Source organism: Neisseria macacae ATCC 33926, from assembly GCF_022749495.1.
GTDB lineage: Bacteria > Pseudomonadota > Gammaproteobacteria > Burkholderiales > Neisseriaceae > Neisseria > Neisseria macacae.
The window spans coordinates 1,544,533-1,568,947 of record NZ_CP094241.1 but is presented as its reverse complement, the minus strand read 5'-3'; the positions used below and the strand labels follow the sequence as shown (position 1 = coordinate 1,568,947).

The 24,415-nt window shown below is 49.7% G+C and carries 30 protein-coding genes and 1 pseudogene; 10 read left to right on the top strand and 21 right to left on the bottom strand.

All coding sequences use genetic code 11. The features are described 5' to 3' along the window. Positions 1-82: 82 nt before the first annotated feature. Positions 83-1,042, bottom strand: a complete 960-nt coding sequence (locus tag MON40_RS07600) for a helix-turn-helix domain-containing protein (RefSeq protein ID WP_003778933.1) — start codon at positions 1,040-1,042, stop codon at positions 83-85. Positions 1,043-1,170: 128 nt separating this feature from the next. On the opposite strand from MON40_RS07600, the gene MON40_RS07595 reads away from it, so the two are divergent. The 3 genes from MON40_RS07595 (at position 1,171) to MON40_RS07585 (ending at position 2,547) form a co-directional block, all read left to right on the top strand. Then, positions 1,171-1,506, top strand: a complete 336-nt coding sequence (locus MON40_RS07595; RefSeq protein WP_003756322.1) for a carboxymuconolactone decarboxylase family protein — start codon at positions 1,171-1,173, stop codon at positions 1,504-1,506. A 126-nt stretch (positions 1,507-1,632) separates the two neighbouring features. Beyond that, the gene (locus tag MON40_RS07590) at positions 1,633-1,998 is read left to right on the top strand and encodes a rhodanese-like domain-containing protein (protein ID WP_003778931.1); all 366 of its coding nucleotides are present in this window, start codon (positions 1,633-1,635) and stop codon (positions 1,996-1,998) included. Positions 1,999-2,052: 54 nt separating this feature from the next. Continuing rightward, positions 2,053-2,547 (top strand): DUF302 domain-containing protein, encoded by a 495-nt coding sequence (locus MON40_RS07585; RefSeq protein ID WP_003778928.1) that lies wholly within the window; start codon positions 2,053-2,055, stop codon positions 2,545-2,547. A gap of 298 nt (positions 2,548-2,845) precedes the next feature. Here the strand turns inward: MON40_RS07585 and MON40_RS07580 are convergent, their stop codons facing one another. The 18 genes and pseudogenes from MON40_RS07580 to gatC form a co-directional block, all read right to left on the bottom strand. Next, complete coding sequence (locus MON40_RS07580; RefSeq protein WP_003778925.1) at positions 2,846-3,853, bottom strand: 2Fe-2S iron-sulfur cluster-binding protein; 1,008 nt, start codon at positions 3,851-3,853, stop codon at positions 2,846-2,848. 83 nt (positions 3,854-3,936) lie between these two features. Further along, positions 3,937-4,569: a hypothetical protein gene (locus MON40_RS07575; RefSeq protein ID WP_003778924.1), complete on the bottom strand. Its 633-nt coding sequence runs from the start codon at positions 4,567-4,569 to the stop codon at positions 3,937-3,939. A gap of 108 nt (positions 4,570-4,677) precedes the next feature. Beyond that, positions 4,678-4,785 (bottom strand): annotated as a pseudogene (locus tag MON40_RS07570) (IS5/IS1182 family transposase); the annotation flags it as partial. A gap of 18 nt (positions 4,786-4,803) precedes the next feature. Beyond that, positions 4,804-4,995, bottom strand: a complete 192-nt coding sequence (locus MON40_RS07565; RefSeq protein ID WP_147611978.1) for a hypothetical protein — start codon at positions 4,993-4,995, stop codon at positions 4,804-4,806. A gap of 33 nt (positions 4,996-5,028) precedes the next feature. Continuing rightward, positions 5,029-5,712, bottom strand: coding sequence for a suppressor of fused domain protein (locus MON40_RS07560; protein ID WP_003778921.1), 684 nt, complete (start codon positions 5,710-5,712; stop codon positions 5,029-5,031). Positions 5,713-5,788: 76 nt separating this feature from the next. Continuing rightward, positions 5,789-6,349: a hypothetical protein gene (locus MON40_RS07555; RefSeq protein WP_242925845.1), complete on the bottom strand. Its 561-nt coding sequence runs from the start codon at positions 6,347-6,349 to the stop codon at positions 5,789-5,791. A 2-nt stretch (positions 6,350-6,351) separates the two neighbouring features. Further along, positions 6,352-6,885, bottom strand: a complete 534-nt coding sequence (locus MON40_RS07550) for a DUF2262 domain-containing protein (RefSeq protein WP_003778917.1) — start codon at positions 6,883-6,885, stop codon at positions 6,352-6,354. A gap of 69 nt (positions 6,886-6,954) precedes the next feature. Further along, on the bottom strand, positions 6,955-8,385 hold the full coding sequence (gatB, locus tag MON40_RS07545; RefSeq protein WP_003778914.1) for an Asp-tRNA(Asn)/Glu-tRNA(Gln) amidotransferase subunit GatB: 1,431 nt from the start codon (positions 8,383-8,385) through the stop codon (positions 6,955-6,957). A 100-nt stretch (positions 8,386-8,485) separates the two neighbouring features. Then, complete coding sequence (locus MON40_RS07540) at positions 8,486-9,358, bottom strand: VirK/YbjX family protein (RefSeq protein ID WP_003778909.1); 873 nt, start codon at positions 9,356-9,358, stop codon at positions 8,486-8,488. Continuing rightward, positions 9,358-9,489 (bottom strand): hypothetical protein, encoded by a 132-nt coding sequence (locus MON40_RS07535; RefSeq protein WP_003778908.1) that lies wholly within the window; start codon positions 9,487-9,489, stop codon positions 9,358-9,360. The genes MON40_RS07540 and MON40_RS07535 overlap by 1 nt, the downstream gene beginning before the upstream one ends. Before the next feature lie 38 nt (positions 9,490-9,527). Then, positions 9,528-9,980 (bottom strand): hypothetical protein, encoded by a 453-nt coding sequence (locus MON40_RS07530; RefSeq protein ID WP_003778907.1) that lies wholly within the window; start codon positions 9,978-9,980, stop codon positions 9,528-9,530. A gap of 122 nt (positions 9,981-10,102) precedes the next feature. Next, the gene (gatA, locus tag MON40_RS07525) at positions 10,103-11,551 is read right to left on the bottom strand and encodes an Asp-tRNA(Asn)/Glu-tRNA(Gln) amidotransferase subunit GatA (RefSeq protein WP_003778906.1); all 1,449 of its coding nucleotides are present in this window, start codon (positions 11,549-11,551) and stop codon (positions 10,103-10,105) included. A gap of 77 nt (positions 11,552-11,628) precedes the next feature. Beyond that, entirely contained in the window at positions 11,629-12,204 is a 576-nt protein-coding gene (locus tag MON40_RS07520) for a DUF4303 domain-containing protein (RefSeq protein WP_003763632.1), read from the bottom strand. A gap of 102 nt (positions 12,205-12,306) precedes the next feature. Then, positions 12,307-12,906, bottom strand: coding sequence for a DUF6714 family protein (locus tag MON40_RS07515; protein ID WP_003778904.1), 600 nt, complete (start codon positions 12,904-12,906; stop codon positions 12,307-12,309). A gap of 35 nt (positions 12,907-12,941) precedes the next feature. After that, positions 12,942-13,337, bottom strand: a complete 396-nt coding sequence (locus tag MON40_RS07510) for a hypothetical protein (RefSeq protein WP_003778902.1) — start codon at positions 13,335-13,337, stop codon at positions 12,942-12,944. 33 nt (positions 13,338-13,370) lie between these two features. Further along, positions 13,371-13,703, bottom strand: coding sequence for a WGR domain-containing protein (locus tag MON40_RS07505; RefSeq protein WP_003778901.1), 333 nt, complete (start codon positions 13,701-13,703; stop codon positions 13,371-13,373). 64 nt (positions 13,704-13,767) lie between these two features. Further along, positions 13,768-14,253, bottom strand: coding sequence for a hypothetical protein (locus MON40_RS07500; protein WP_003763615.1), 486 nt, complete (start codon positions 14,251-14,253; stop codon positions 13,768-13,770). Between the two features lie 29 nt (positions 14,254-14,282). Further along, positions 14,283-14,573 carry an Asp-tRNA(Asn)/Glu-tRNA(Gln) amidotransferase subunit GatC gene (gene gatC, locus MON40_RS07495; RefSeq protein ID WP_003778900.1) on the bottom strand — a complete coding sequence of 97 codons (291 nt, stop codon included), beginning with the start codon at positions 14,571-14,573 and terminating at the stop codon, positions 14,283-14,285. Positions 14,574-14,799: 226 nt separating this feature from the next. Between gatC and mreB the strand changes: the two genes are divergently transcribed. Genes mreB through MON40_RS07465 form a run of 6 tightly spaced genes read left to right on the top strand, consistent with a single transcriptional unit; the run spans position 14,800 to position 21,072 of the window. Further along, a complete protein-coding gene (gene mreB, locus MON40_RS07490; RefSeq protein WP_003778899.1) occupies positions 14,800-15,837 on the top strand; it encodes a rod shape-determining protein in 1,038 nt (345 codons plus the stop codon). 11 nt (positions 15,838-15,848) lie between these two features. After that, positions 15,849-16,688 carry a rod shape-determining protein MreC gene (gene mreC / locus MON40_RS07485; protein ID WP_003778898.1) on the top strand — a complete coding sequence of 280 codons (840 nt, stop codon included), beginning with the start codon at positions 15,849-15,851 and terminating at the stop codon, positions 16,686-16,688. Between the two features lie 7 nt (positions 16,689-16,695). Then, entirely contained in the window at positions 16,696-17,199 is a 504-nt protein-coding gene (gene mreD / locus MON40_RS07480; protein ID WP_003756286.1) for a rod shape-determining protein MreD, read from the top strand. 27 nt (positions 17,200-17,226) lie between these two features. After that, positions 17,227-19,248: a penicillin-binding protein 2 gene (gene mrdA, locus MON40_RS07475; RefSeq protein ID WP_039863103.1), complete on the top strand. Its 2,022-nt coding sequence runs from the start codon at positions 17,227-17,229 to the stop codon at positions 19,246-19,248. Continuing rightward, complete coding sequence (rodA, locus tag MON40_RS07470) at positions 19,241-20,404, top strand: rod shape-determining protein RodA (protein WP_003778895.1); 1,164 nt, start codon at positions 19,241-19,243, stop codon at positions 20,402-20,404. Before mrdA ends, rodA begins: the two co-directional genes overlap by 8 nt. 11 nt (positions 20,405-20,415) lie before the next feature. Further along, positions 20,416-21,072, top strand: a complete 657-nt coding sequence (locus MON40_RS07465; RefSeq protein ID WP_003756281.1) for a MarC family protein — start codon at positions 20,416-20,418, stop codon at positions 21,070-21,072. A gap of 131 nt (positions 21,073-21,203) precedes the next feature. On the opposite strand, the gene MON40_RS07460 is transcribed toward MON40_RS07465, so the two are convergent. Next, positions 21,204-21,644, bottom strand: coding sequence for a methionine ABC transporter permease (locus MON40_RS07460; RefSeq protein WP_147611976.1), 441 nt, complete (start codon positions 21,642-21,644; stop codon positions 21,204-21,206). A 413-nt stretch (positions 21,645-22,057) separates the two neighbouring features. Between MON40_RS07460 and bioB the strand changes: the two genes are divergently transcribed. After that, complete coding sequence (bioB, locus tag MON40_RS07455) at positions 22,058-23,110, top strand: biotin synthase BioB (protein ID WP_003778888.1); 1,053 nt, start codon at positions 22,058-22,060, stop codon at positions 23,108-23,110. 263 nt (positions 23,111-23,373) lie between these two features. Here bioB and MON40_RS07450 read toward each other — a convergent pair. After that, positions 23,374-24,221 (bottom strand): IS630 family transposase gene (locus tag MON40_RS07450; RefSeq protein WP_242925844.1). Its coding sequence is split into 2 segments (ribosomal slippage): positions 23,374-23,906 and positions 23,906-24,221, totalling 849 coding nucleotides; the frame shifts between segments, so codons are not numbered across the junction. Between the last annotated feature and the right edge of the window lie 194 nt (positions 24,222-24,415).

The following is a 24,415-nucleotide window of genomic DNA, read 5'->3' as shown; positions in this document are numbered from 1 at the left end:
AAATAAACGGTGTATCCAAACAGGCTTTTCCGCAGTATCCCAATGGCTGAACGATAAATCAAAAGTTTATGACGCTTTTGACTTAGCCGTTTTCAGATGACCTTTCGGGTTCAAATGCCATGGTAGCATCATCTGCCGTTTCATTTTTCCGATATTGCCCCGGCGAAATCCCGTATTGTTTTTTAAACGCTTTGCCAAAGTGGGTTTCGGATTGGAAGCCGACGTTCAGCGCGACGGACAGGACGGAATCGGCGGTTTGCCGCAGCAATACGGCGGCTTGGCGCAGGCGGATGAGGTTGACGAAGGCGTGGGGGCTGATGCCGGTTTGCTGTTTGAACAGGCGCATGAGTTGGGCGCGGGAGAGGTTGGCAAGCGCGGTCATTTTTTCGATGTTCCATTCGTCTTCTGGGCGGCTGACGACGGTTTGGATGAGCTGGCGCAGACGTTTGTCGCGCAGGCCGTTGAGTATGCCGCCCAAAGGTGCTTCTCCACCTTGTTCAAGATGGGCGCGGACGATGAGGACGAGGAGGACGGAGGAAAGGGCATTGACGATGGCGCGCGAGCCGGAAAGCGTGTGCGCGCTTTCGTATTGCAACATGGAAATGAGACATTGCAGCGACGGATGGTCCATTTTGATAAGGACGGTTTCGGGCAGGTCGTGCATGATGTCGGCGTGTTCGTCGTATTCGAAGCGGGCACAGAACAAATCGAGGCTTTTTTCGCCGCCGCTGCCTGAAGATTCGATGGTAAACGCGCCGTCGTTGCTGATATGAATGGTATCGCCGCAGTTGTTGCAGTCTGCTTCGCTGCTGATGATGTGTTCCGCGCTGCGCGGGAAAAAAATAAGGTCGCCGGTTTGCAAGAGACGCGCTTCGGGTTCGCCTTCGATTTTGATGTAGCTTTCTCCTGCGACGACGAGGTGCGCGATGCCGTGCGCACGCCTGCGTCCGTGCGGAGCATACCATTTGTCGCGGAACAGGCATTGTATGTCCACACTGCCGGTGATTTGCGCCAGTTCGATGAGTTTGTCTAAAGTGTCCATAAGTATTTTTTGCAAGTGAATGAGATGATTTGACGATTATAATAGTCAGATTATTGCAATAATGCCATTCATCGGATGTAAAAAACTGCAACATCCTTCATTTCAAACACATTGGAAAGGAAATCAAAATGTTTCAAAATTGGCCCGAACACACCGCACACGTTAAAAAATCATTCGGTGAGCTGGGTAAAAACCACCCGAAAATGCTACAAGCCTACGGCGCGCTGGAACAAGCTGCCGCAGCCGAAGCCTTGGATGCGAAAACCCGCGAGCTGATTGCCCTCGCCGTCGCCATCACTACCCGTTGCGAAAGCTGCATCAGCGTCCATGCCGCTGCAGCCGCCAAGGCGGGCGCGACTGAAAGCGAAATCGCCGGCGCGCTGGCGACCGCCATTTCCTTGAACGCAGGCGCAGCCTACACTTATGCCCTGCGTGCTTTGGAAGCGGTTGACGCGCAGCGTTGATTTTGTCTCAAAGGGTCGTCTGAAAAAAACTCCCGTTTCAGACGACCCTTCTGTTGACGGAACATTGCTTTTTGCCGCCGAACCGTTTAGATTGATATTTTTGTTCAACTGTTTGGAGAAACGACCATGAAAAAATTGCTGACTGCCGTGCTGACTGCCGCCGCACTCGTCCTGCCTGCCGCCGTATCCTATGCCGCGCCCGCCGCTAAAGCCGCTAGCGCGCAACCTGCCAAAGCAAAAGGCGTATGGATTGACGTACGTTCCGAAGAAGAATTCAAATCCGGCCACCTGCAAGGCGCGGTCAACATTCCGCACGACCAAATCGTCGAACGCATCAAAAGCGTCAGCCCCGACAAAAACGCGCCCGTCAACCTCTACTGCCGCAGCGGCCGCCGTGCCGAAGCCGCACTCACCGAGTTGAAAAAAGCAGGCTATACCAACGTAACCAACCACGGCGGTTACGAAGACTTGGTAAAAAAAGGTTTGAAATAACCAGCAACAAGGTCGTCTGAAACGTTTCAGACGACCTTTTATCCAAGGAAAAACATGAAATCGATACGCACCTTCGCCGCAGCCGCCATCCTCGCCGCCCTGACCGCCTGCGCTTCGCACGGCGGCGATGCCGCCCGACAACCCGATTCCCAACAAAGTTCCGCCATGAGTCAAACCCATACCGCCGTCAGCAAATACAGTTTTGACGATACCGTCCGCCGTTTGGAAACCGCCGTCAAAGAAAAAGGCATGACCGTGTTCGCCGTCATCGACCACCAAGCCGCCGCGCGTCAAAGCGGTTTGGATATGCAGCCCGCCAAAGTCATCGTCTTCGGCACGCCCAAAGCCGGCACGCCGCTGATGCAAAAAGACCCTGCCTTCGCCCTGCAACTGCCGTTGCGCGTCCTCGTTACCGAAACCGACGGGAAAGTCCAAGTCGTGTTCAACGACACGCGCGCGCTGGTGTCGGGCAGCAAAATCGAGTTTGCCGAAGTGGAAAACACGCTCGCTAATGCTGAAAAGCTTATTCGCAAAACGGTAGCGGAATAAGGTTCGCCCAAATCCGAAGGTCGTCTGAAAACCTGAGTAATCCCACTAAATTCGTTTTCAGACGACCTTTTACAAAATAATGTGCCGAGGTCGTCTGAAAACTTGTTCGACGACATCGGCACATTATTTTTTAAGACAACTCAGTTCCCAAGCCTTTTGCGGTTGCGGCAGGATTAGATTTGCGCGGATATAGTGGATTAACTTTAAACCAGTACGGCGTTGCCTCGCCTTGCCGTACTATCTGTACTGTCTGCGGCTTCGTCGCCTTGTCCTGATTTAAATTTAATCCACTATATTTCTACTGCGCAGGCGAAAACGCATCCGAATAGAAGGTTGTCTCAGGCAGGTTGCATTGTGCGGTCAACACGGATTTCGCGCTTTCGGTCATGGCGACGGAACCGCAGGCATAAACTTCGTAACCGCTCAAGTCGGGATAATCTTTTGCGGCAGCGGTTTGGACGTACCCTTTTTCGCCTTGCCAGCCCTCAGCGGCTTTTGATAGGACGGGGGTGAAGCGGGCGTTTTTCAGACGACCTGTCAGTTCTTGAGCTTCTTCGAGTGCGTACAAATCATCTTGGTGACGCGCGCCCCAGTAGAAATGGACGGCGCGGCTGCTGTCTTGGCGGATAAGGTCGAGCAGGATGCTGCGGATGGGGGCATAGCCTGTACCGGTTGCCAGAAGGATGATGGGTTTGCCGCTGCCTTCTTGCAAGGTAAACGAACCGAGCGGGCCTTTGATGCGGACGATGCCTTTTTCTTTGACTTTGGGTTCGCTGCCGAAAATCATTTCCGAACAGACGCCATTTTCGCGCCTGCGGATGTGCAGTTCCAAAATGCCTTCTTGGTCGGGCGAATTGGCGATGGAGTAGCTACGGCTGACGTTGCCCGGCAGCAGTAAATCAATGTATTGCCCGGCGTAGAAAGCAAACGGCGGGGCTTTGGGTAGGGCAAGCTTCAGGAGGGCGACATCGTGTTTGAAAACCATGCTTTCGATGCGGGCGGGCAGGGTGCGGACGGGTAGCGCGTTGGCGTTGTAGCCGGGAATGTTGATGCTGATGTCGCTTTGCGCAGTGGTGCAGCACATCAAAATCTTGCCTTGGCCTTTTTCTGCTTCGGATAAGGCCTGTTCCGAGTGTTCGCCCATTTGAATATCGCCGCTCACCAGTTCGGCTTTGCATTGCCCGCAGGCACCGCTTTTGCAGGAATGGGGCAGATTGAGGTTTTGACGGGCGGCAGCGGCTAAAACTGTTTCGCCGTCATTGGCGGTAAAGGTGGTTTGGTCGGGTAGGGTAATGGTATGGGTCATGGTTTGGTGTGGTTTGAATAGATTAAGTTAAAAGGTCGTCTGAAAAATCAGCTTTCAGACGACCTCCGTTTTTGGAAGACAGTCTACAACGGATAACGGCAGCCGATATAGCCCTTATCTGAATCACCCCTTATTACATCAGCTTTAAAGACAGCAGGAAAGCCAAAATATTTCCATATCTTCAATTTTTTATTGGGGTCTGTTATCGATTTTTCGACAGCAGGCACACTATAGCCCAATGTATCCAGTTTTTTAGGTGTCGTTTTGGATGTGCTATTTTGTCCCTTTAGCTGTTGCGTCAGCTCATAAAGGTCTTCCTGATATTTCTGACGGTATAGTGAATGCAATTTGGGATATCGTGCCCAATCAATTTCCAAATAGACAGCATTGTTGCGAATAGCGACATACTGACCTTCTACTTCTTTTCCATCTAAGGGATTGGCAAGATGCACCTTAAACGGCAAGCGGTAACGGTAAGTAATGTTGTCGATCTTATTGACAAAACGTCCCACATTTTCTTCTTCCGCACGCTCATTTGAACCAGGGTAACCGGTAAAATTTTCCGGAGTCCAAAACGAAAAATCCAATGATGACACCTTGCAACGCAATACATCCTGTACTGTTTGAGGAGTAAAAGGCTGAGGCTGATCGGCGTAATTTTTTGCAAATGAGGAAGTTGTTACCAGTAATAGTACTGCAGGTAATATTATTTTCATCTTACACCTTAATTTGTAATGGCTTGAAGGTCGTCTGAAAACCAAGCTTTAATATAGTGGATTAAAATAAAAATGAGACAAGGCGGCAACGCCCGCCGTGTACGGGTAGTATAGTGGATTAACTTTAAACCAGTACGGGGTTGCCTCGCCTTGCCGTACTATCTGTACTGTCTGCGGCTTCGTCGCCTTGTCCTGATTTAAATTTAATCCACTATAGAATTATATGCCTTGCTTTCAGCCAGCCTGGCAAGACTGAATTAAAACAGATAAATGATTTTCAGGTTCATCGGTTGCTGTTTTTTGTTCAGCAGTACAGTCACCCGCATCATCCTCGTTCAATTCAGCCGCCCATGCTCTTCCAAACAAAGCCGCCCACAAAGCCATTATTCTGGCAGTTTTTATAAAATTCTTTGAAGATGAGCTCATTGTATTGAGCGTTGTATTAATCAAAGCGTGTGGCTATACATAACTGTGTGTACGCGCCAAATCCGTTATCAGAAGGGGATTGTCAACACGCATTTTGTCGATCAGCTCTTGGCAGCGGGCGGTTGAAGGATCTTGCCACAGCCAATCCAGCTCGGATTGGGTCAGACCAACCATCTGCAGAAAATCAACTTTGCCATTCGGTGTGTCAATAGCAGGCAGTTTGGGATCAGGGACAAAAGCAATACCGACCAGAGCAGTTTCAGTATCGCTTCGAATGGGACTGTTGGCAGGGATAAAGTGGTAGGGTTCGAACCATTTTTTACTTTCAAAAACATAGCGGCCAAGGTTATTCATCAGGTTGATAGCCCAAAATGGTTCGTGTGGCGTGCCATATTCAGAATCGGGGTCAAGTTTGCAAGGTGTAATACGGAAGGTAAATTCGAAGCCCCACTTGCTGAATTCGGTATCAGCACTTTCCGGAGAAAAGTAAAGCTCGCTCATGCCGTAGGAGATGATGTGGCGGTGTGGTGTTTGTTCTTCGCAATCGTAGATGCTCGTGCCGTCCAGCGGATCTTCCCCGCCCATCCAGTATTTGATGATGCTGCCGTAGTGACGAGGTTCGGTGTCGCCGTAGAGTTTTTCAAGTTCGGCATCGATGGCGTCCCAGCCGACGGATTCGTCTTCGGAGAAGGTCTCGCGGTATTCTTGTTCTGTCATGTTTTATCCTTGTGTAACTCAGATTAAAATGGAGCTTAGAAAGCAGATTCAACGTGATTACAGGATGTTGCAAGCACTAGAATAGTCGATTTTCCAGAGATATGGAGTAATCGAATCGATGCTGGGTAAAAATTTCGCGTGGAATATGCTTGGCATAGGCAAGATTGTAGGTATGCTGAGTGTAATAGGTATCATCAAATCCACAGCCGCGCCCATTGGTGCGAAGCTGCGCGGTTTGCCCGTCGGCTAAAACAAAAAGGCGTCTGCGAGGTTTTCTTTCACCGCGTTGATCGGTGAAGTAAACAGTAAGGCGGTTGTCCTGCTGAATCAATCCGAAACCGTTATCCAACTCTGCGGGTAGGGTTTGCATTATGCTGAACTTGGGTTCATAGACTAAAAAAGTGACCGAACCATTGTCGGAATGAGATTCCTGATAATGTTGACTGTGGCAACCATATTCACACTCTAAAACAGTATCAGGCAAGGGCAGTAAACGAGGCAGGCGGTTGCGTATGGTGGCAAATGGCGCAGAGCGGCTGCGTTTTGTCCATTGTACAGAGACGGTTTGGAGAATAAACATGGGCTTTTTGTTTGAAGGGAAACGTGGTGGAGATTGCTGTGCTTTCAGGATGGACAAGGCTATCCCGCAAGGCTGCCGTCCAAAATATCCTGTTCGATTGAAGCGGTCAGTGTGATGCTGTGCCCGTCAAAAATCCAACCATTATCATCAAAGTGAAAATCTAAAAGACCCTGCTCCGACAAGGAAATACTGTCCAATTTCATCAGACGGTAAAAGCCGTCTTCGTCTATTTTTCCTGATAAAACCAGTCGCTCGGCAGTTTCTTTGCCAACGTACTCCGCCATGTCAGTAATCAGACTGCCAAAATCAGTTTCATCGTAATCATCGTGTGGTGCAAACCAGTTTTGTGCCTTCGTATAAAAATGCTCTTTCAATGCTTTATGAATTGCAATATCCCAGCTTTCAACATGGGACACAATATCTTCCAGTATTTGCCATATATGTTCTACATCTGAATGGTCAAAGGCATCACGATAAATTATTGCTGTGATTTTGCGTCTGCCCCATGGTATGTTTCCCGTATAGGCTTCCCAATCTGATTCCCATTTAAATATACCAAACCGGGGATGTTTGAGGCTTTTCGGAATAGTCATAGGGATTCCTCGTCACGGCTATCAAGCCGCCTGAACCAGCTTTATTGCCGTTTTCAGGCGGCACACTACTTAAGCCAACTTCGCTTTAATCAGTTCCTGCACCTGTGCGGGATTGGCTTTACCTTTGCTGGCTTTCATCACTTGTCCCACAATCGCATTCAGGGCTTTTTCGTTGCCGGATTTAAATTGTTCCACGGCTTTGGCGTTGTTGGCCAGCACTTCGTCCACCATGGCTTCAATCGCGCCGGTATCGGTCATTTGTTGCAAACCGTGTTTTTCAATGATTTCGGCAATGGAGGCTTCGGGTTCAGCCCACATGGCTTCAAAGGCTTTTTTTGCCAATTTGCTGCTTAAAGTGCCGTCGGCGATTTTGCCCACCAGCGCGGCGAGGCGCGGGGCGGTAATCGGGTTGTCGGCAAGTTCCATGCCTGCTTTGTTCAGCGTGGCGGCGAGTTCGCCGTTCATCCAGTTGGCAGTCAGCTTGCCTTGTCCGCTGGCTTTGGCGGCTTCTTCAAAATAGGCAGCCTGCACGCGGCTGGCGGTGAGCAGGCGCGCGTCGTAGTCGGATACGCCGTAATCCGCCACGAAACGCGCCGCCATTTCTTTCGGCAGCTCGGGCATTTCTGCTTTGGCTTTTTGCAACTGGTCGTCTGAAATGATGACGGGCAGCAAATCAGGGTCGGGGAAGTAACGGTAGTCATGCGCGTCTTCTTTCAAACGCATCACGCGGGTTTCGCCTTTTTCCGGGTCAAACAACATGGTTGCCTGCTGTACTTTGCCGCCGTCTTCCAAAATCTCGATTTGCGCTTCCACTTCGTAATTAATTGCCTGCTCTAAGAAACGGAAGGAATTGAGGTTTTTAATCTCGCGGCGCGTGCCGAATTCCGCTTGACCTTTCGGACGCACGGATACGTTGGCATCAACGCGGAACGAGCCTTCCGCCATATTGCCGTCGCAGATGTCCAGCCAGGTTACCAAGCTATGTAAGGCTTTGGCATAGGCAACGGCTTCGGCGGCGGAGCGCATTTCGGGTTCCGATACGACTTCCAACAGCGGCGTGCCGGCACGGTTCAGGTCGATACCGGTTGCACCGTTCAAGCCCTCATGCACGGATTTGCCCGCGTCTTCTTCCATGTGCGCGCGGGTTACGTTGATGGTTTTTACCGCGTCGCCGACTACGATTTCCAGCTTGCCGTGTTCGACAATCGGTAAATCCAACTGGCTGATTTGATAGCCTTTGGGCAAGTCGGGGTAAAAGTAGTTTTTGCGGTCGAACACGTTTTTCTGGTTGATTTTCGCATCCAACGCCAAGCCCAATTTGATAGCTTTTTCAACGACTTCTCGGTTCATTACCGGCAGCACGCCCGGCAGCGCGCATTCCACCACGCTGGCGTGCGCATTGGGTTCCGCACCGAATGCGGTTGATGCGCCACTGAAGATTTTGGATTGGGTGTTTAATTGGACGTGGATTTCCAAGCCGATTACTGTTTCCCAAGTCATAAGAGGTTCTTTCTTTTGATGTCAATAATATAAAGTGGTCAGCCGTTTTCAGACGACCTGTTTGTTTTTCAAATGGCAAAAGTCGTCTGAAAACGTAGAGTCAAGTCTTCTGAAAGCAAGCCTGCATCTCGGCCGCCATGTTATCCAGCATTTGGTAACGTTTGCGGTACATCGAACGCTTTTTACTTTCGATTTCCGCCAAGTCTTTTCGCGGCGGGATTTGCGGCAGGTGCCAGTAGCCGTCGCTTTCGAGCGTTGCGCCGTTCTCCTGCCAAAACAGGTCGTAATTCATTTTGACCCGTTTTTTCAGCCGCCAGCGCAGTTTGACCTGATGCTCTTGGGCAATGCCGATAACACCGCCCAAATTGAGTGATGTCGAAAAATATTGCAGGGCAGTTACCATCAGCTGCTGCGGACGTAGGCCGTGGAGTTGTTTGGTCAGGCTGCGTACAAGGTCTTTAGCTTCTCCCCCTGCGGGGCCTTGGATAGAGGCGGCCAGCAGTTTGCCGTCAACTAGGGCGAAGGTTGCCATGTAGAGACGCTTTCCTTCGTTGTCGCGCAAGGATAGCGACCACATTCCTTCATCCACGCAATTATCGTTTCGGTTCAGCCATAAAGTCAGGTCGTCTGAAAGATGCGCCAGAACGACATGGAATTTGCGTGTCGTCATATTGGCGAGCGTTTCCTGTCCGAACAGTTTTTCGGCTGCCAGCAGGTCTTCTTTCATAACTTGCAGCCTGCGCCGTCTGTTGAAGCGTTGGTCGACAAAGGCGTGTATCAACGGATAGGCATCTTGCGGCCGCCTTTGGAAAAAGGTACGGCGCGGCGCGGAGGTGTTGACAAAGTTTTCAAAATCTTTGACTTGTCGCCGTGTAAACAATCTGCGTAAGGAGAATTTCAAATGCTGGATTTGAAATTTCGGCGCATCCTTATATACGGTTTTGAAATCTGGAAAAACAAACTGCTCCGGCATTATACCTTTCCCTCTACGCAGGTATACACATCAGATTCCGTACCAAATTCGGTCGGTGTGCCGCTGGCAATTTTGGATTGTGTGTTGAAATGGACGTAAATTCTTAAGCCGATTACTGTTTCCCAAGTCATAGTTTAAGTTTCCTTAATACATAGAAACCTGCTTGCATTCAGGATGGCGATGATTGTTTAAAAAGCTTTTTACGCCAAATAGCCAGTAGCAATACATTCACAGCAGCCACAACAGATACGAGGAACAGCCATTCGTAAGAATAAATAACATTAAATAATGTAACAAATGTTTGTTCCAGAGGATGCAACGTCAACTGTCCATAATATGCCGCTTGATTGCGAGCCGGCATAATAAAACGTATGACTATGTAACCAAGGTTGATAAACAAACTCAAAAGTAGGCAGATAATGCTATTGAGTAATAAATGTTTTCGCCAAAAATGCGGCGTTTTTGGACGTTTACGCCACAAAATGTACGTAACAAGCACAGAAAGGATGAGCCAGTACAGCAGAAATAACATAATGCTTGTAGATATTTCCAGCCCCGCTGTCTGCCATAAACCCCATAATAATTGCCAAAATTTTGGGGAAAAGTAATCGTAATATTCCATTATTTTAGTAATTTTGTTAGTTTCAGACTGCTGGAAATTAGACGGTTTTCTTTTTTTAGATCATCTGAAAACAACAGCCTGAAATCTGGATTTTATTTTTGGATAATTTCTACTAATAAATTCTACTCCGGTGCTTTCGTATGCCAATCACTTGCCAACTGTACTTGATGCGCTGCGCCAAGGATTTTGGCTTCGGAGAAGTGATTGCCGATAAATTGCACGCCGATGGGCAGTCCGCTGCTGCTGAAACCTGCGGGTAGGGTCAGGGCGGGCAATCCTGCCAGATTCACGGCGATGGTGTAGATGTCGGAAAGGTACATCTGCACGGGATCGTGGATGTCGCTGCCGAGTTTCGGGGCGGCGGTGGGCGCAGTCGGAGCGAGGATGAAGTTGCATTGCGCGAAGGCCGTCTGAAAATCGTTGGCAACGAGGCGGCGCAGTTTTTGGGCTTTCAAGTAATAGGCATCGTAGTAGCCGTGCGACAACACATAAGTACCGATCATGATGCGGCGTTTGACTTCGCTGCCGAAACCTTCGGAGCGGGTATTGCTGTACATTTCTTCAAGGTCGCCGAATTGGGCGGCGCGGTGGCCGTAGCGCACGCCGTCGTAGCGGGAAAGATTGGTGCTGGCTTCGGCGGAAGCGAGGACATAGTAAGCGGGGATGGACAGGGCGGTTTGCGGCAGGGAAACTTCAATGGTTTCCGCGCCTTGCGCTTTTAAAAGGTCGATGACGTTTTGCAAGGCAGCCTGCACATCGGCATCCGCGCCTTCGCCGAAATATTCCTTGGGCAGGCCGATTTTCATGCCTTTGAGCGGTTTGTTCAAATCGCGAGTGTAGTCTTCTTTGCTGCGTTCCAAGCTGGTGGAATCGCGCTCGTCGAAGCTTGCCATCGCATTGAGCAAAATCGCGCAGTCTTCGGCGGTTTGCGCCATCGGACCGGCTTGGTCGAAACTGGAAGCGTAGGCAACCATGCCGAAGCGGGAAACCGTGCCGTAGGTGGGTTTGATGCCGGTGATGCCGCAGTGTGAAGCAGGCTGGCGGATAGAGCCACCGGTGTCTGAACCGAGCGCGGCAGGAGCAAGGCGTGCAGCAACGACGGCTGCGGAACCGCCGGACGAACCGCCGGGAACGTGTTCGGGGTTCCACGGGTTTTTAGTCGCGCCGTAGAACGAGGTTTCATTGGTCGAACCCATGGCAAACTCGTCCATATTGGTACGGCCGAGCGTTACCATGCCTTCGTCGAGCAGGTTTTGTACGACGGTAGCCGTGTAGGGGGAGACAAAGTTGTCCAACATTTTGGAGCTGCACGCGCTGCGCCAGCCTGTTTGGCAGAAAATGTCTTTGTAGGCGATGGGTACGCCGGTAAGCGCGGTGGCGTTGCCTTGAGCGATACGAGCATCGGCGGCACGGGCTTCGGCGAGGGTTTTGTCTTGGTCGAGAGTAATGTAGCCGTTGATTGCCGGGTTCTGCGCAGCAATGGCGGCGAGGTATTCGGTTGCCAGTTCGACGGCGGAGATTTGCTTGGATTGCAGCAGTTGGCTGGCTTGTTTGAGGGTGTATTGGGTCATAAGAGTCTTTTAGTTTAAATAAGCGGGATTTTAAAGGGTTTAATGGTGTAGGCTGATTTCAGGGTCGTCTGAAAATATCAACCTATCAATTTTTGGTAAGTATCCGGTTGGTTGAGCTGAGTGGTGGAACGGTAAAGCAGTGATTGTTCGTCATTTTCATCATAATCATCAATATAAAACGCAAACAGCAATATACCGTTTTCAGCACGATTGCCGAACAGACCTTCTTGGTCGCATTGTTGCAGTGCGGCTATCAGGGCGGTTTCGTATTCGGCACGTTTTTGCTGATAAGCATCATCATCTAGGTTCTCTATGCTGAGGTATGCAGCTTGGTAGAGCTCGCTTTGGTTTTCCAGCCAGTTATCTGAAACGTTCTGAGGCTCGGTTTCACTGTCATAAAGGGTACATCTGCCATCCCAAATCGCCTGCAAAATGGTGCAATTTTCATATTCGTCTGCGTGTTCGACGGTAAAAGCAGCCAAATCCTGATAGGTAATGGCGGCATTGCCTGCGGCGAAAAAGTCGTCTACCAGATAGAAATAATATGCGGCAACTTCTTTACCTGCCTGTTCGGCCTGTTTCTTGATACGGTTGAAACATTGGTGGATGTGGCTAACGGCAACTGTGTGAAGGTGTTGTTGCTCGGTGGACATGGGATTCCTTTGCTTCGTACTTTTTGTCTATTCTATTCGTATGCGAAACAGAACTGTTTTGTAACCGTACTTGTTCTTTCAGACGACCTTCTTTTGGAAGGCTTAGTTTTTATCGGGCAAAATATTGGCATCTGACAATATTTGATTTAAGTGTTCAAATGCAGCCTGCCATGGGCTGTCAATATATGAAGAGTAGCCGTCGTCGTAGGTATTTGCCGTTATTTCCACGAGAAAACGGACTGTATTCAACAAAGCACGTTGTTGAGCAGCGTTGAGCAGCAGTTCATCGGTATAATAGCTGTTCTCCAAGGCATAAGCCAATGTATCGGCAATCATACCGTCAGGGTCTTGTAATGCCCAAAGCAAGTAATATGGTAGGGCGAAATGCCTGCCTATACTATCCATAAATGTGATGGCAGAACAGGGATTAAAACGTGGGATTTCTCCTACGCGGTGTCCTTGAAAAAGGACATTTTCCCAATAATCCCGTTCATCTTCAGCACGATAGCGGCAACGTTCCGGATTATTGGTATCCATCCAGTCATCCACGCAGTCGGCTTCCAATATTCCGATTCCGTTCTTTAGTTGGGTATCGGCAAATGCGTGACAGACTTGCTCCGCGATTTCTTCGTATGTTTTGTTCCACTGTTGAGCATATTCACGCAGGTAGCCCAGTATCTTGATGATTCGCTTGGGAGACATTGTGCATACAGGCTTGGCACACTTATGTTTCATAGTTAGGTCGTTTGAAAATGGTTCGCCTGTGCAACAGCAAAACGTTGCAAGTCATCTGCCATTTGTTGGTTGATCTCAGACAGAGTACCAGCAAAACACCAACCGCGTAGCTGTGCCAATATGTCAAGTCTCTGCATGGCAAGTAGGGCAAGTTGCTGCAATTCAGGTTTCAGACGACCTGTAATTTTAATGCTGCCGAATGTAGTAGCAATAATCACTCTATCGGATTGGTAAACTTCAGTTTCCTGTTGTTTACACAGTTCTTCAATGCTTTTGGCAGTTTGGTCTGCTTGAGGCGGCAGGTAATCCATACCCCAATATTCACAAATCAATTTCTGAGGGAAAGCCAATATATCCAGATCGGCATTTTTGCGGAAAGTTTGTGCAAGCTCATACAACGCATCACTGCCTTCGTCACTGTCAAATGGAGCCTATTCGTCACCGCAGTCATAATAGAAATCATCGGTTAAGTATCGGACGAAGTGTGGATGCGAGGTTTTGCGATGTGGACCGAAATCTTCATCGTCAAAATAAAAGCGGTCGATGAAATTAAAATCAGGAGCAGGTTTGTAGCCTTTTTTGGTCTTTTGCGTAATGAGCTTGTCAGCAGCTTTTTGACACTCGATTTCATCGTCGTATTCGGTAATTTGGTAACGTCCGGTTGCACCAAGTTTGCCGAAATTGACCATGATGTCGCTACCATCGGAATTGATAATCCAAAATTTCTGGGACTTGTCGTCAGTATAAATGAAGGCTTGTTTCACAGAAATTCCTTTTCAGGTCGTCTGAAGCTGCAAATATTTAAACCAGGTAAAATAACTTACATTTTTATTTTACGCGGCTGCAAACGGTTTCCACCATTTTGTCACTGTGCATTGTTTCGCTGGAATCTTCCTTTTTCAGCTGCTCAATGGCTTCTTGCGGCATTTTGTCGGGACTATTGTAATTGTGAACGTCGATACGCTCTTCAAGTTGTCCGTTTTTGTCAAACAGGGCAATCGCGCTCATAACAGATTGTTTGGGTTCTTGGCAATGTACCCAATCTAAAATCAGCATATGGGCATGTTTGCCTGAACCCGCAGATTGATGCCGTGTAATGGTTGAATACCAACCATTACCGAGATTTTTGATACTGTTCGGATAGAGTGATGCGCTGTATTTCCCATCAGGTGTTTCGTAGTCATACAAATGCACGGCTTGCTCGGAATGAACAACAGGCAATACAGAGGATTTAGGGTTGTTGTCATCCTTAGGCATAGCGTAGGCGTTAACCGTGAGTACGCCAAGTAATAATGTGGTCAAAAATTTATTCATTGTCGGTTTTCCTAAAGGATAAACTCCATCTATTCTTCAATTACCTGAGGCACGATATACAGGCGGTTGCGCACTTCAGGGGCGACGGCTTGATATTCGGCGGCATGGTCGGTTTCGGTAACTTTATCTTCGCGCAGGCGCAGGGCGGCTTCGTGGGGGTGTGCCATCGGCTCGACACCGTCTGTATTCACGCTCTGCATCTTTTCAACCATGGCGAAAATGTCGTTCAATTCTGAGAGGGTTTTGCCTTTTTCTTCCTCGGTCAGCGAAAGGCGTGAGAGTTTGGCGATTTTTTCCACATCGGTTAAGCTTAAAGCCATAAAAAATCCTTGTCTGATAGCAAACGCCCCTTTATTGGGGTATCATTGCGTTCTTCTTCGATGAAACGAGGAATTATAACCGAAAACTACTCAAACGGCGTGTGATTTCGCCATGCGTTTCATACGGGGAGTGGGGAGGTCGTCTGAAAAGGCGTTGTTTCCATGTTTTTAATATTTTGAATAACAATTAAATAAAATCGGTGCTGGGCCGATATTCAGGTATTTTATGTTTCGTTTTTTATCCCGTTTTTTCTCCAACGATATCGCCATTGATTTGGGTACGGCGAACACGTTGATTTATGTGCGTGGTAAAGGCATTGTTTTGGACGAACCGTCTGTGGTGGCGGTTCAATCGGGTACGGGCGGTAAAAGCAAGATTGTCGCCGTGGGTACGGAAGCCAAGAAAATGCAGGGGCGCGCGCCGCGCAATATTGAAATCGTCCGTCCTATGCGGGACGGGGTGATTGCTGATTTTACGATTGCCGAGCGTATGCTGGGTATGTTGATTAAAAAAGCAATACAAGGCAATTCGGTTGTGCCGCCGCGCGTAGTGATCTGTGTGCCGGGCGGGGCGACTCAGGTGGAACGAAAGGCAATTTTGGATTCTGCGTTTGCCGCAGGTGCATCTTCCGTACATTTGATTGAGGAGCCGATGGCGGCTGCTTTGGGTGCGGGTTTGCCGATTGAAGATACTGCCGGTTCGATGGTGGTGGATATCGGCGGCGGCACAACGGAAATCGGCATTTTGTCGTTGGGCGGTATGGCTTATTCCGCCTCCGTCCGTGCGGCAGGCGATGAGTTTGATAAGAGTATCGTGCATTATCTGCGCCGTCATCGCGGCGTGTTGATTGGTGAAGCAACGGCTGAGGAATTGAAGAAAACAATCGGTTCTGCCTCCGGTTTTGCAACCGAAACCGCTATGCGGATTAAAGGTCGCGATTTGGCGGAAGGTACGCCCAAGTCGCTTGCCATTACTTCGGAAGAGGTGCGCGAGGCTTTGAGCGAAACGGTTAATCAGATTATCCGCGCCGTGCGCCTTGCTTTGGAACAGGCTCCGCCTGAGTTGGCCGGCGATATTGCCGACAGGGGAATTATGTTGACGGGCGGTGGCGCGCTGCTGCACGGTATGGATACGGTTTTGGCGGATGCGACGGGGCTGCCTGTCGGTATTGCCGACCAGCCTTTGAACTGTGTGGCTTATGGTGCGGGCAAAGCCTTGGATTATATCGGCAAATGGAATGCCGTCTTTGTGGATAACCCGTAAGGCAGGCTGAAATGGAACATTCTTCTTTACGGTTTGACGAGGCAAAGGGCCAAAAGCTGTTGCCTCGTTTTATTGCGTATTTGTTACTGGGCGCAGGCATTATGGTGGCGGACGGCCGTTTCAACCTGATGCAGCCCGTGCGCACTGCGGCAGCAGAGATTCTTTATCCGGTGCAATGGTTGGCAAACCAGCCGGTCCGTCTCTATCAATATTTTTCCAACCAATCTCAATCACAAACCGAGCTGTTGGAACAAAACCGTCTCCTTTTGGAGGAAAACGGTCGTCTGAAAATCCAGCTTCAACGCGATAAGGTCAACCTGAGCGAATTGCAGGAGCTGAAAAAGCTATACGGCTTGCAACAAAAAGGCATCAGCAATGTCATCGGTGCTGAAGTATTGTCCAGTGGCAAAGACCCGCTGTCCGAGCGTTTGATTATCAATAAAGGCAGTGGCGAAGGGGTGGCGGCAGGCGATGCCGTTATCGACCAAAACGGCTTAATCGGGCGGATTACATTGGTTCATGCAAACAGCGCGGAAGTCGAGCTGATGGCGGCTGCACAAAGTATCGTCCCCGTTGCTGTTGAGCGTACGGGCGAACGCAATCTCGCCTACGGCAATGGCGTGGGTTTGGATTTGCGTTATTTCCCGACGGGCTCGGATTTGAAGCCGCAGGATGTTTTGATTACTTCCGGCTTGGATGGCATTTATCCGGCAGGTATTCCCGTAGCCCGCGTGGATAAAGTCGTCCGTGCTTCAGGTACGCCTTATTACGACACAGAACTGACCCCGTTTGCCGCCTTGCGCCGCAGCCGCTTTGTTTTGGTTCTGTCTTCTTCCCATTCTTCCCAATAAATCATTCATGAACGATTTTGACGATTCCTACCGTGCCATGCCCGTCGGCGTGATTGCGGCAAGTTTTGCCGTAACCATGCTTGTCGATTTCATGCCTTTTCCCTTTGATGTGTTTTTTTGGCTGCCTGAACTGACTGCGCTGATGCTGCTTTATTGGTCTATGCATCATCCCCAACGCGTCGGCATGGGCATTGCGTTTTTGCTCGGCTTGATAGTCGATGCCGCAACGGCAGCAACTTTGGGGCTGCATGCATTGTCTTATACGGTCATGGTGTATTTCGTCTTGAACACGCGCCGTCAAATCATGCTCTACGGCCACATCATGCAGATCGGGGCGGTATTGGCAGCATTATTCTGCCATCAGGCGGTATTGGTGGCGGCGCGCCTGTTCCTCAACAACCAAATCATCACTTGGCAAAGTTTCATCGCGCCTTTGGCAGGTGCGCTGCTTTGGCCTTTCTTGAGCCAGTTGATGCTGGTACTGACCAATTTTTATCGCGCCAACAGATAACGTGAAACCATGTCCATACTGAATACTATGAAACGTCGTCTGAAAAATGGCGGTAGCGGTAAAACACAAACTGCAAAGGCGGCGCAAGCCGATTCTTTATTGCGTCTGCTGGTGGCGTTTATCCTGATTGTGGTTTTGTTTGCCGCATTGGTGGCGCGGTTTGTCTATTTGCAGGTGTTCCGGCATGACGATTTTTCCGGGCAGGCATCCAGCAACCGCATCACATTAATTCCGACCCCGCCCGTCCGCGGCGAAATCGTAGATGTCAACGGCGTACCGCTGGCAAAAAACTATCCCGTGTTTTCGCTGGAAGTCATCCCCAGCCGCATTGAGGGCAAGATGGAGGATGTCATCGAAGCCCTGCGGAAGTATGTCGACATTACGCCTACTGATTTGAAGCGTTTCCACAAATACCGCGAAAGCTACCGCAAATTTGAAAACATCCCGCTTAAGCTGCGCCTGACAGATGAAGAAGCGGCGAAATTGTCCGTGCATCTTAATGAATTTAAAGGTGTAGAAGTCAATTCGCGCACTTTCCGCGAGTATCCTTATGGCAAACTGACTTCACACTTTTTAGGCTACATCGGCCGCATCAGCGATAAAGATCAGGAAATTTTGGAAGAAGAGGGCTTGACTGCGCTCTATCGCGGCAGCACGCACATCGGCAAATCGGGGCTGGAAAAATATTACGAACCGCAGCTTCATGGCGCGCCCGGCTATCAAGAAGTGGAAAAAGACGCTTACGGCAATATTGTTCGCGTCTTGAAAAACGTGCCGTCGCGCATGGGGCAAACTTTGCGCTTGGGCATGGACATCCGCATGCAACAAGAGGCGGACAAAATATTGGGAGATAGGCGCGGGGCGATTGTCGCCATTAATCCGCAAGACGGTACAGTGTTGGCTTTCGTTTCCAAGCCTTCTTTCGATCCCAACCTCTTTATCGACGGCATCGACAGCGAAACTTGGAAAGCCTTGAATGATGACTGGAAAAAGCCGTTGGTCAACCGCGTAACGCAAGGTCTGTATCCGCCGGGCTCGACGTTTAAGCCGTTTATGGGCATGGCTTTGCTGGAAAGCGGCAAAATTACCCAAACGACGGTCGTTCCCGCGCCCGGCGCATGGAGCATCCCCGGCAGCCGCCACATTTTCCGAGATTCCGTACGCAGCGGTCACGGTTCAGCGAATTTGAGCAAGGCGATACAGGTGTCGTCCGATACCTTTTTCTACCGCTTGGGCTACGAAATGGGCATAGACAAAGCGTCGCCGTATTTAGCGCAATTCGGTTTCGGCAAAAAAACCGGCATCGACCTGCCCAGCGAATATACGGGTGTTTTGCCCAGCCGCGAATGGAAGGCGAAACGCTTTGCCAAATCGTCCGATCCTACCGCCAAAGAATGGCGCGCAGGCGAGATGGTCTCAGTCAGCATCGGGCAGGGTTACAACGCTTACACCCCGCTGCAAATGGCACACGCCACCGCTTCGCTCGCCAATAACGGCGTGGTTTATCAGCCGCATTTGGTAAAAGAATTGTTGGATTTCGACAAACGCAAAATCACGCGTATCAATCCCAATCCTGAATACAAAATCCCGTTCAAACAAGATAACTTCGAATACGTCAAACAGGCGATGGAGAAAGTCTTGAAACCGGGCGGTACGGCACACCGCATCGGCGGCGGATTGGCTTACAGCATGGGCGGCAAAACGGGCACGGCGCAGGTTGTGCAAATTAAGCAGGGCGGTCGTTACAACGCCGCAGCCTTGCGCGAGCAACACCGCGACCATGCGTGGTTTATTTCGTTCGCTCCCTTGGAAAAACCTGAAATCGCCATTGCCGTGATTCTGGAAAACGGCGGCTGGGGTGCCTACGCCGCACCGCTTGCCCGCAGCCTGACCGATTTTTATATGCTCAACGTCAAGCCGCAGCAGTTTTCAGACGACCCCGACGCAGGCGGAATGCCCGAACCGCAACAACACCGCACACAACCCCAACCGCCGACCATATTCCAAAAAGCCTACGGTCTGAAACAGGAGGAAGCAAATCATGAATGAAACGGTCGGAATGTGGGCAAAAATCAAGCGCACCGTATCTGCTCCGATAGACCCGTGGCTGTTTTTCCCCATGCTTGCCATCTACGTCATGAGCCTGTTCTTACTCTATTCGGCGGACGGGCAGGATTTCGGCCAGCTTGAACACAAAACCCTGCATACGGTTGTCGGCTTCGCCCTGCTGTGGTTTGTCGCCTCGTTCAAGCCGCGTGATGCCGCAAAGGTTGCGCTGCCGATGTACCTGATTGGCGTGTTGCTGCTTGTCGCCGTCGAAGTCGCGGGCGTAACCGTCAATGGCTCTACACGCTGGCTGGAGCTGGGTTTCACGCGCATCCAGCCGTCCGAAATCATGAAAATCGTCCTGCCCATGACCGTCGCTTGGTACTTCCAGCGGCACGAAGGTCGTCTGAAATGGTTTCACTACGTCATCGCCATGCTTTTGATCCTCATCCCCGTTGCGCTGATTTTGAAACAGCCCGACTTGGGTACGGCGGTTTTGATTATGGCATCGGGTATTTTCATTGTCTTTTTCGCAGGTCTGCCGTGGAAAGTCATCTTTGCCGCCATCATTGCCTTTGTTGCTGCATTGCCGCTTTTGTGGAACTACGGGATGCACGACTATCAGAAAACCCGCGTCCTGACGCTGTTTGACCCGACGCAGGACCCTTTGGGCGCAGGCTACCACATCATCCAGTCCATGATTGCCATCGGTTCGGGCGGTGTCTGGGGGAAAGGCTGGCTCAACGGCACACAAACGCATTTGGATTACATTCCAGAGTCCACGACCGACTTCATTTTTGCCGTATATGGCGAAGAATTCGGTTTGATCGGCAACATCTTGCTGCTGCTGGTTTACCTCGTTATCCTGACGCGCGGACTGCTGATTGCCGCCAAAGCCCAATCGCTTTACAGCCGCACGCTTGCCGGCGCATTGACCATGACCTTTTTCTGCTACGCCTTTGTGAACATGGGCATGGTCAGCGGCATTTTGCCCGTTGTCGGCGTTCCCCTGCCGTTGGTCAGCTATGGCGGCACTGCAACACTCTCCATCATGACCGTACTTGCGCTGCTCATGGGTATTTCCAGCGAGCACAAAACCAAACGCCGCTACGAATTCAACGACAAAGCGGACGTAAACGTCTCTACAAAAAACCAATAAGGGAATAAAAAATGGAATTAGGTGTAGAAATCGGCAAACTTTTGGTTGCCTTCCTTGTACTGATCAACCCGTTCAGCGCGCTTTCGATTTACCTCGATTTGACGCAGGATCACAGCACCAAAGAAAAACGTCGCATCGCCCGCACCGCCGCGCTCGCCGTCTTTATCGTCATTGCCGTCTTCACCTTGACGGGCGGGATGTTGTTGAAAATATTGGGCATCAGCGTCGGCTCTTTCCAAGTCGGCGGCGGTATTTTGGTATTGCTTATCGCCATCTCCATGATGAACGGCAATGACAACCCCGCCAAACAAAATATCGGTGGAGACAAGGAGGAGGGCGTTGTACCACACATCCAGAAAAACGCCAAAGCCATCGCCGTCGTTCCCGTCGCCATCCCCATCACCATCGGTCCGGGCGGTATCTCTACCGTCATCATCTACGCCTCAGCTGCCAAAAATTACAGCGATATTGCTTTGATCCTCACCGCAGGCTTCCTCGTCAGCCTGATTTGCTACGCCATCCTCATCGTCGCCGGGCGAATCAGCAAAAAACTGGGCACGACAGGACTGACCATCCTCAACCGCATCATGGGCATGATGCTTGCCGCCGTCTCCGTAGAAATCATCGTCGCCGGATTGAAATCTATTTTCCCGCAATTGGCAGGCTAGTTCAGTGGTTTGTATAGAAGGCAAACTGTCCATCTTTATTAAGGAAAAAGGTCGTCTGAAACTAAGTTTCAGACGACCTTTAGTCTATAGCGCAAATATCTATCCAAAATACAATCGTCAAAACTATGTCACTATTTATTGAGGGATTTGCTTTCAGACGACCTCGGCAACAGCAAAGAAGCAATCGCGCCTGCAATTGCCCCCATTATTCCAACTCCGGTGTATATTTGCCAATCCAATGTCGTTGAACGCTGATATATCAGCATCAATATCCCTTCAGATGCCGCAATCGTGATTACCACACCTGCCGCTGAAAGCAATGCAAACAACAGCGTTCCTGCTACACTGCGCCGCAAGCACAAACGTTTCGCGACAAGGGTGCATAGCAGCATGGCGGGTAGTGCATGGGAAGCGAAAATCAAAACACTGCCCGATATCTCTAAAACGGACGGATTTCCTTTATCTAAAACATACATGTAAAGCAATAATAAAAACAAGAGTGCTTGTACGCCAAATGCAACCAGCAGCATAGCGGCAGATTTCCAATATGCTTTAATTTTAGGCTGATTCATCATATTCCTTTTTTAATTTATAGTCATAGTGCAATGTGATTAATTAATCGATTCTAGTTTGAATCTGCTTATCCGCCAATATCGCACATGGATAAATTTGTTCCGCTTGTTGGAGGTCGTCTGAAAATTTGGTTTCCATCAATAGAAATAGGAAATTCAGTTTATTTCTTGAATGAGAAGCTAAAAAATTTTGCCCTGAGTTTTCAAAAGCGTTACACTCCATGCGGCATCGAGAGTAGGGTGGCAGTCTTATGATTTTATGGGCTGCCAAAATTGTTCAAGTGTTTGAATGATTTCACCCTTTGAGGCAAATAACATCGATGTCAACTTATCTAACCACGCCGCTGCCGTCATTGCGCCGGCAGTCAGGCAGTCAGCGTCATTGCGCCGCTGTAAACACGAAAGAACACACTATGACCATCTCTCCCGTCGCCTTGCGCCGAAAGACCGAGCGCAAGCCGCATCCGACCGCGCGTTATTGGAAAAAATGCGATGTCGAAGCCCTGTTCGGGCTGCCCTTCCTCGACCTCGTTTACCAAGCCGCCGAAATCCACCGCCAAAATTTCAACCCGCGCGAAATCCAACTTTCCACGCTGTTATCCATCAAAACCGGCGGCTGCCCCGAAGACTGCGCTTACTGCCCGCAATCGGCGCACCACAACACCAATCTGGGCAAAGAGCAGATGATGGATGTGGATGAAATCGTCGAAAAAGCCAAAATCGCCAAATCGCGCGGCGCAAGCCGTTTCTGCATGGGCGCGGCATGGCGCGGCCCAAAACCGAAAGACGTGGAGACGGTTTCCGCAATCATCAAAGCCGTCAAAGGATTGGGCATGGAAACCTGCGGCACGTTCGGTATGCTTGAAGACGGCATGGCGGAAGACTTCAAAAAAGCAGGTTTGGACTATTACAACCACAACCTTGACACCGACCCCGACCGCTACAACGACATTATCCACACGCGCAAACACGAAGACCGCATGGACACCTTGGGCAAAGTCCGCAACGCCGGTTTGAAAGTCTGCTGCGGCGGCATCGTCGGCATGAACGAGACTCGCGCCGAGCGTGCTGGACTGATTGCCAGCCTCGCCAACCTCGACCCGCAGCCCGAAAGTGTACCGATTAACCAGTTGGTCAAAGTGGAAGGTACGCCGCTGGCCGATGCCGAAGATTTGGACTGGACTGAGTTCGTCCGTACCATCGCCGCAGCGCGGATTACCATGCCGCACAGCTACGTCCGCCTGTCGGCAGGGCGCAGCAATATGCCCGAATCCATGCAAGCAATGTGTTTCATGGCGGGTGCGAACTCGATTTTCTACGGCGACAAGCTCTTAACCACCGAAAACCCCGACGAAGACGGCGACCGCCTGTTGATGGAAAAGCTGGATTTGTATCCGCTGCGGTTTGAGTTGGAAGAAGAATACGAAGCGGCGCAGGAAACGCCCAAGATTAAAGTGGATTATTAATCGTTTTTGCCTATTCCCAATAAACAAGGTCGTCTGAAAACTGTGTTTACAAAGCCAATGCTTCAAACACGGTTTCAGACGACCTTTATCCTTGAAAACTCTTTTTATAGTGGATTAAATTTAAATCAGGACAAGGCGATGAAGCCGCAGACAGTACAGATAGTACGGAACCGATTCACTTGGTGCTTCAGCACCTTAGAGAATCGTTCTCTTTGAGCTAAGGCGAGGCAACGCCGTACTGGTTTAAAGTTAATCTACTATAGTCAATTAAAATCAAAATAGGACAGTAACGCATTGTCAAATCGGGCGTAATCAGACAATACGGTTCGCAGATACCGCTTAATATTCGCCCACACCTTCTCAATCGGGTTGAGCTCAGGTGAATAAGGTGCAAGAGGCAATACCTTATGTCCCCATTTTTCCGCCATTTCCCGTAAGACACCCATACGGTGAAATCGTGCATTATCTAAAATAATCACCGATTTTTGAGTCAATGCGGGCAGTAGGCATTGCTGAAACCACGCTTCAAAAAAGACTCCGGTCATCGTATTTTGATAAACCATCGGAGCAATCAGCCGGTTGCCGACTTGTGCGGACACCAGAGATAAGCGTCGGTATCTTTTTCCACTTATCTGCGCTTTCACTATTTGCCCTTTCGGGCTGCGGGCATAGGGACGGAACAGGTAGCGGTCAAATCCTGTTTCATCCAAATAAACGCGTTGGTAGTCGGAAAATTCGGCCAGCTGTGTCAAATAATGCGTTACTTTGGCCGGGTCTTGTTCTTTGTAAGTGGTGGTCTTTTTTTGCGCGTCATCCCCATCTGTTTGAGTGCATAGCAAACGGCGGCTGGCGTACAATCAAAATGTTTGGCGATTTCATGCAGATAGGCATCCGGGTGTTGCCCAACATATTGAGCCAGTTTTTGCCTATCCAATTTGACGGCATTTAGACCGGTAACTTGATGTTTTAGGCTGCCTGTTTGTTTTTTAAGGCGAATCCACAGGTAAAGCGTGTTTCTTGACAAGTTAAACGTTGCTGCGGTTTGGCTGATGTTTTTGCATTGTTCGTAATAGTTTAAAGCTTTGTTTCTTAAGTCCGCAGAGTATGCCATGGTTAGACCTTAAAAATTGAGTATTGTACCATTTTGTTTTTAATTGACTATATATATCCTAGATATGCCTATTAAGTTATAAAAAACTGCACATGATCAAGCTGGATTTGGTATCCGGCTTACTAATGTGCAGTTTATGATTTTCAGACGACCTTTGCCGTTTAGATGGCAAATATACGTCTTTATCGATTTTC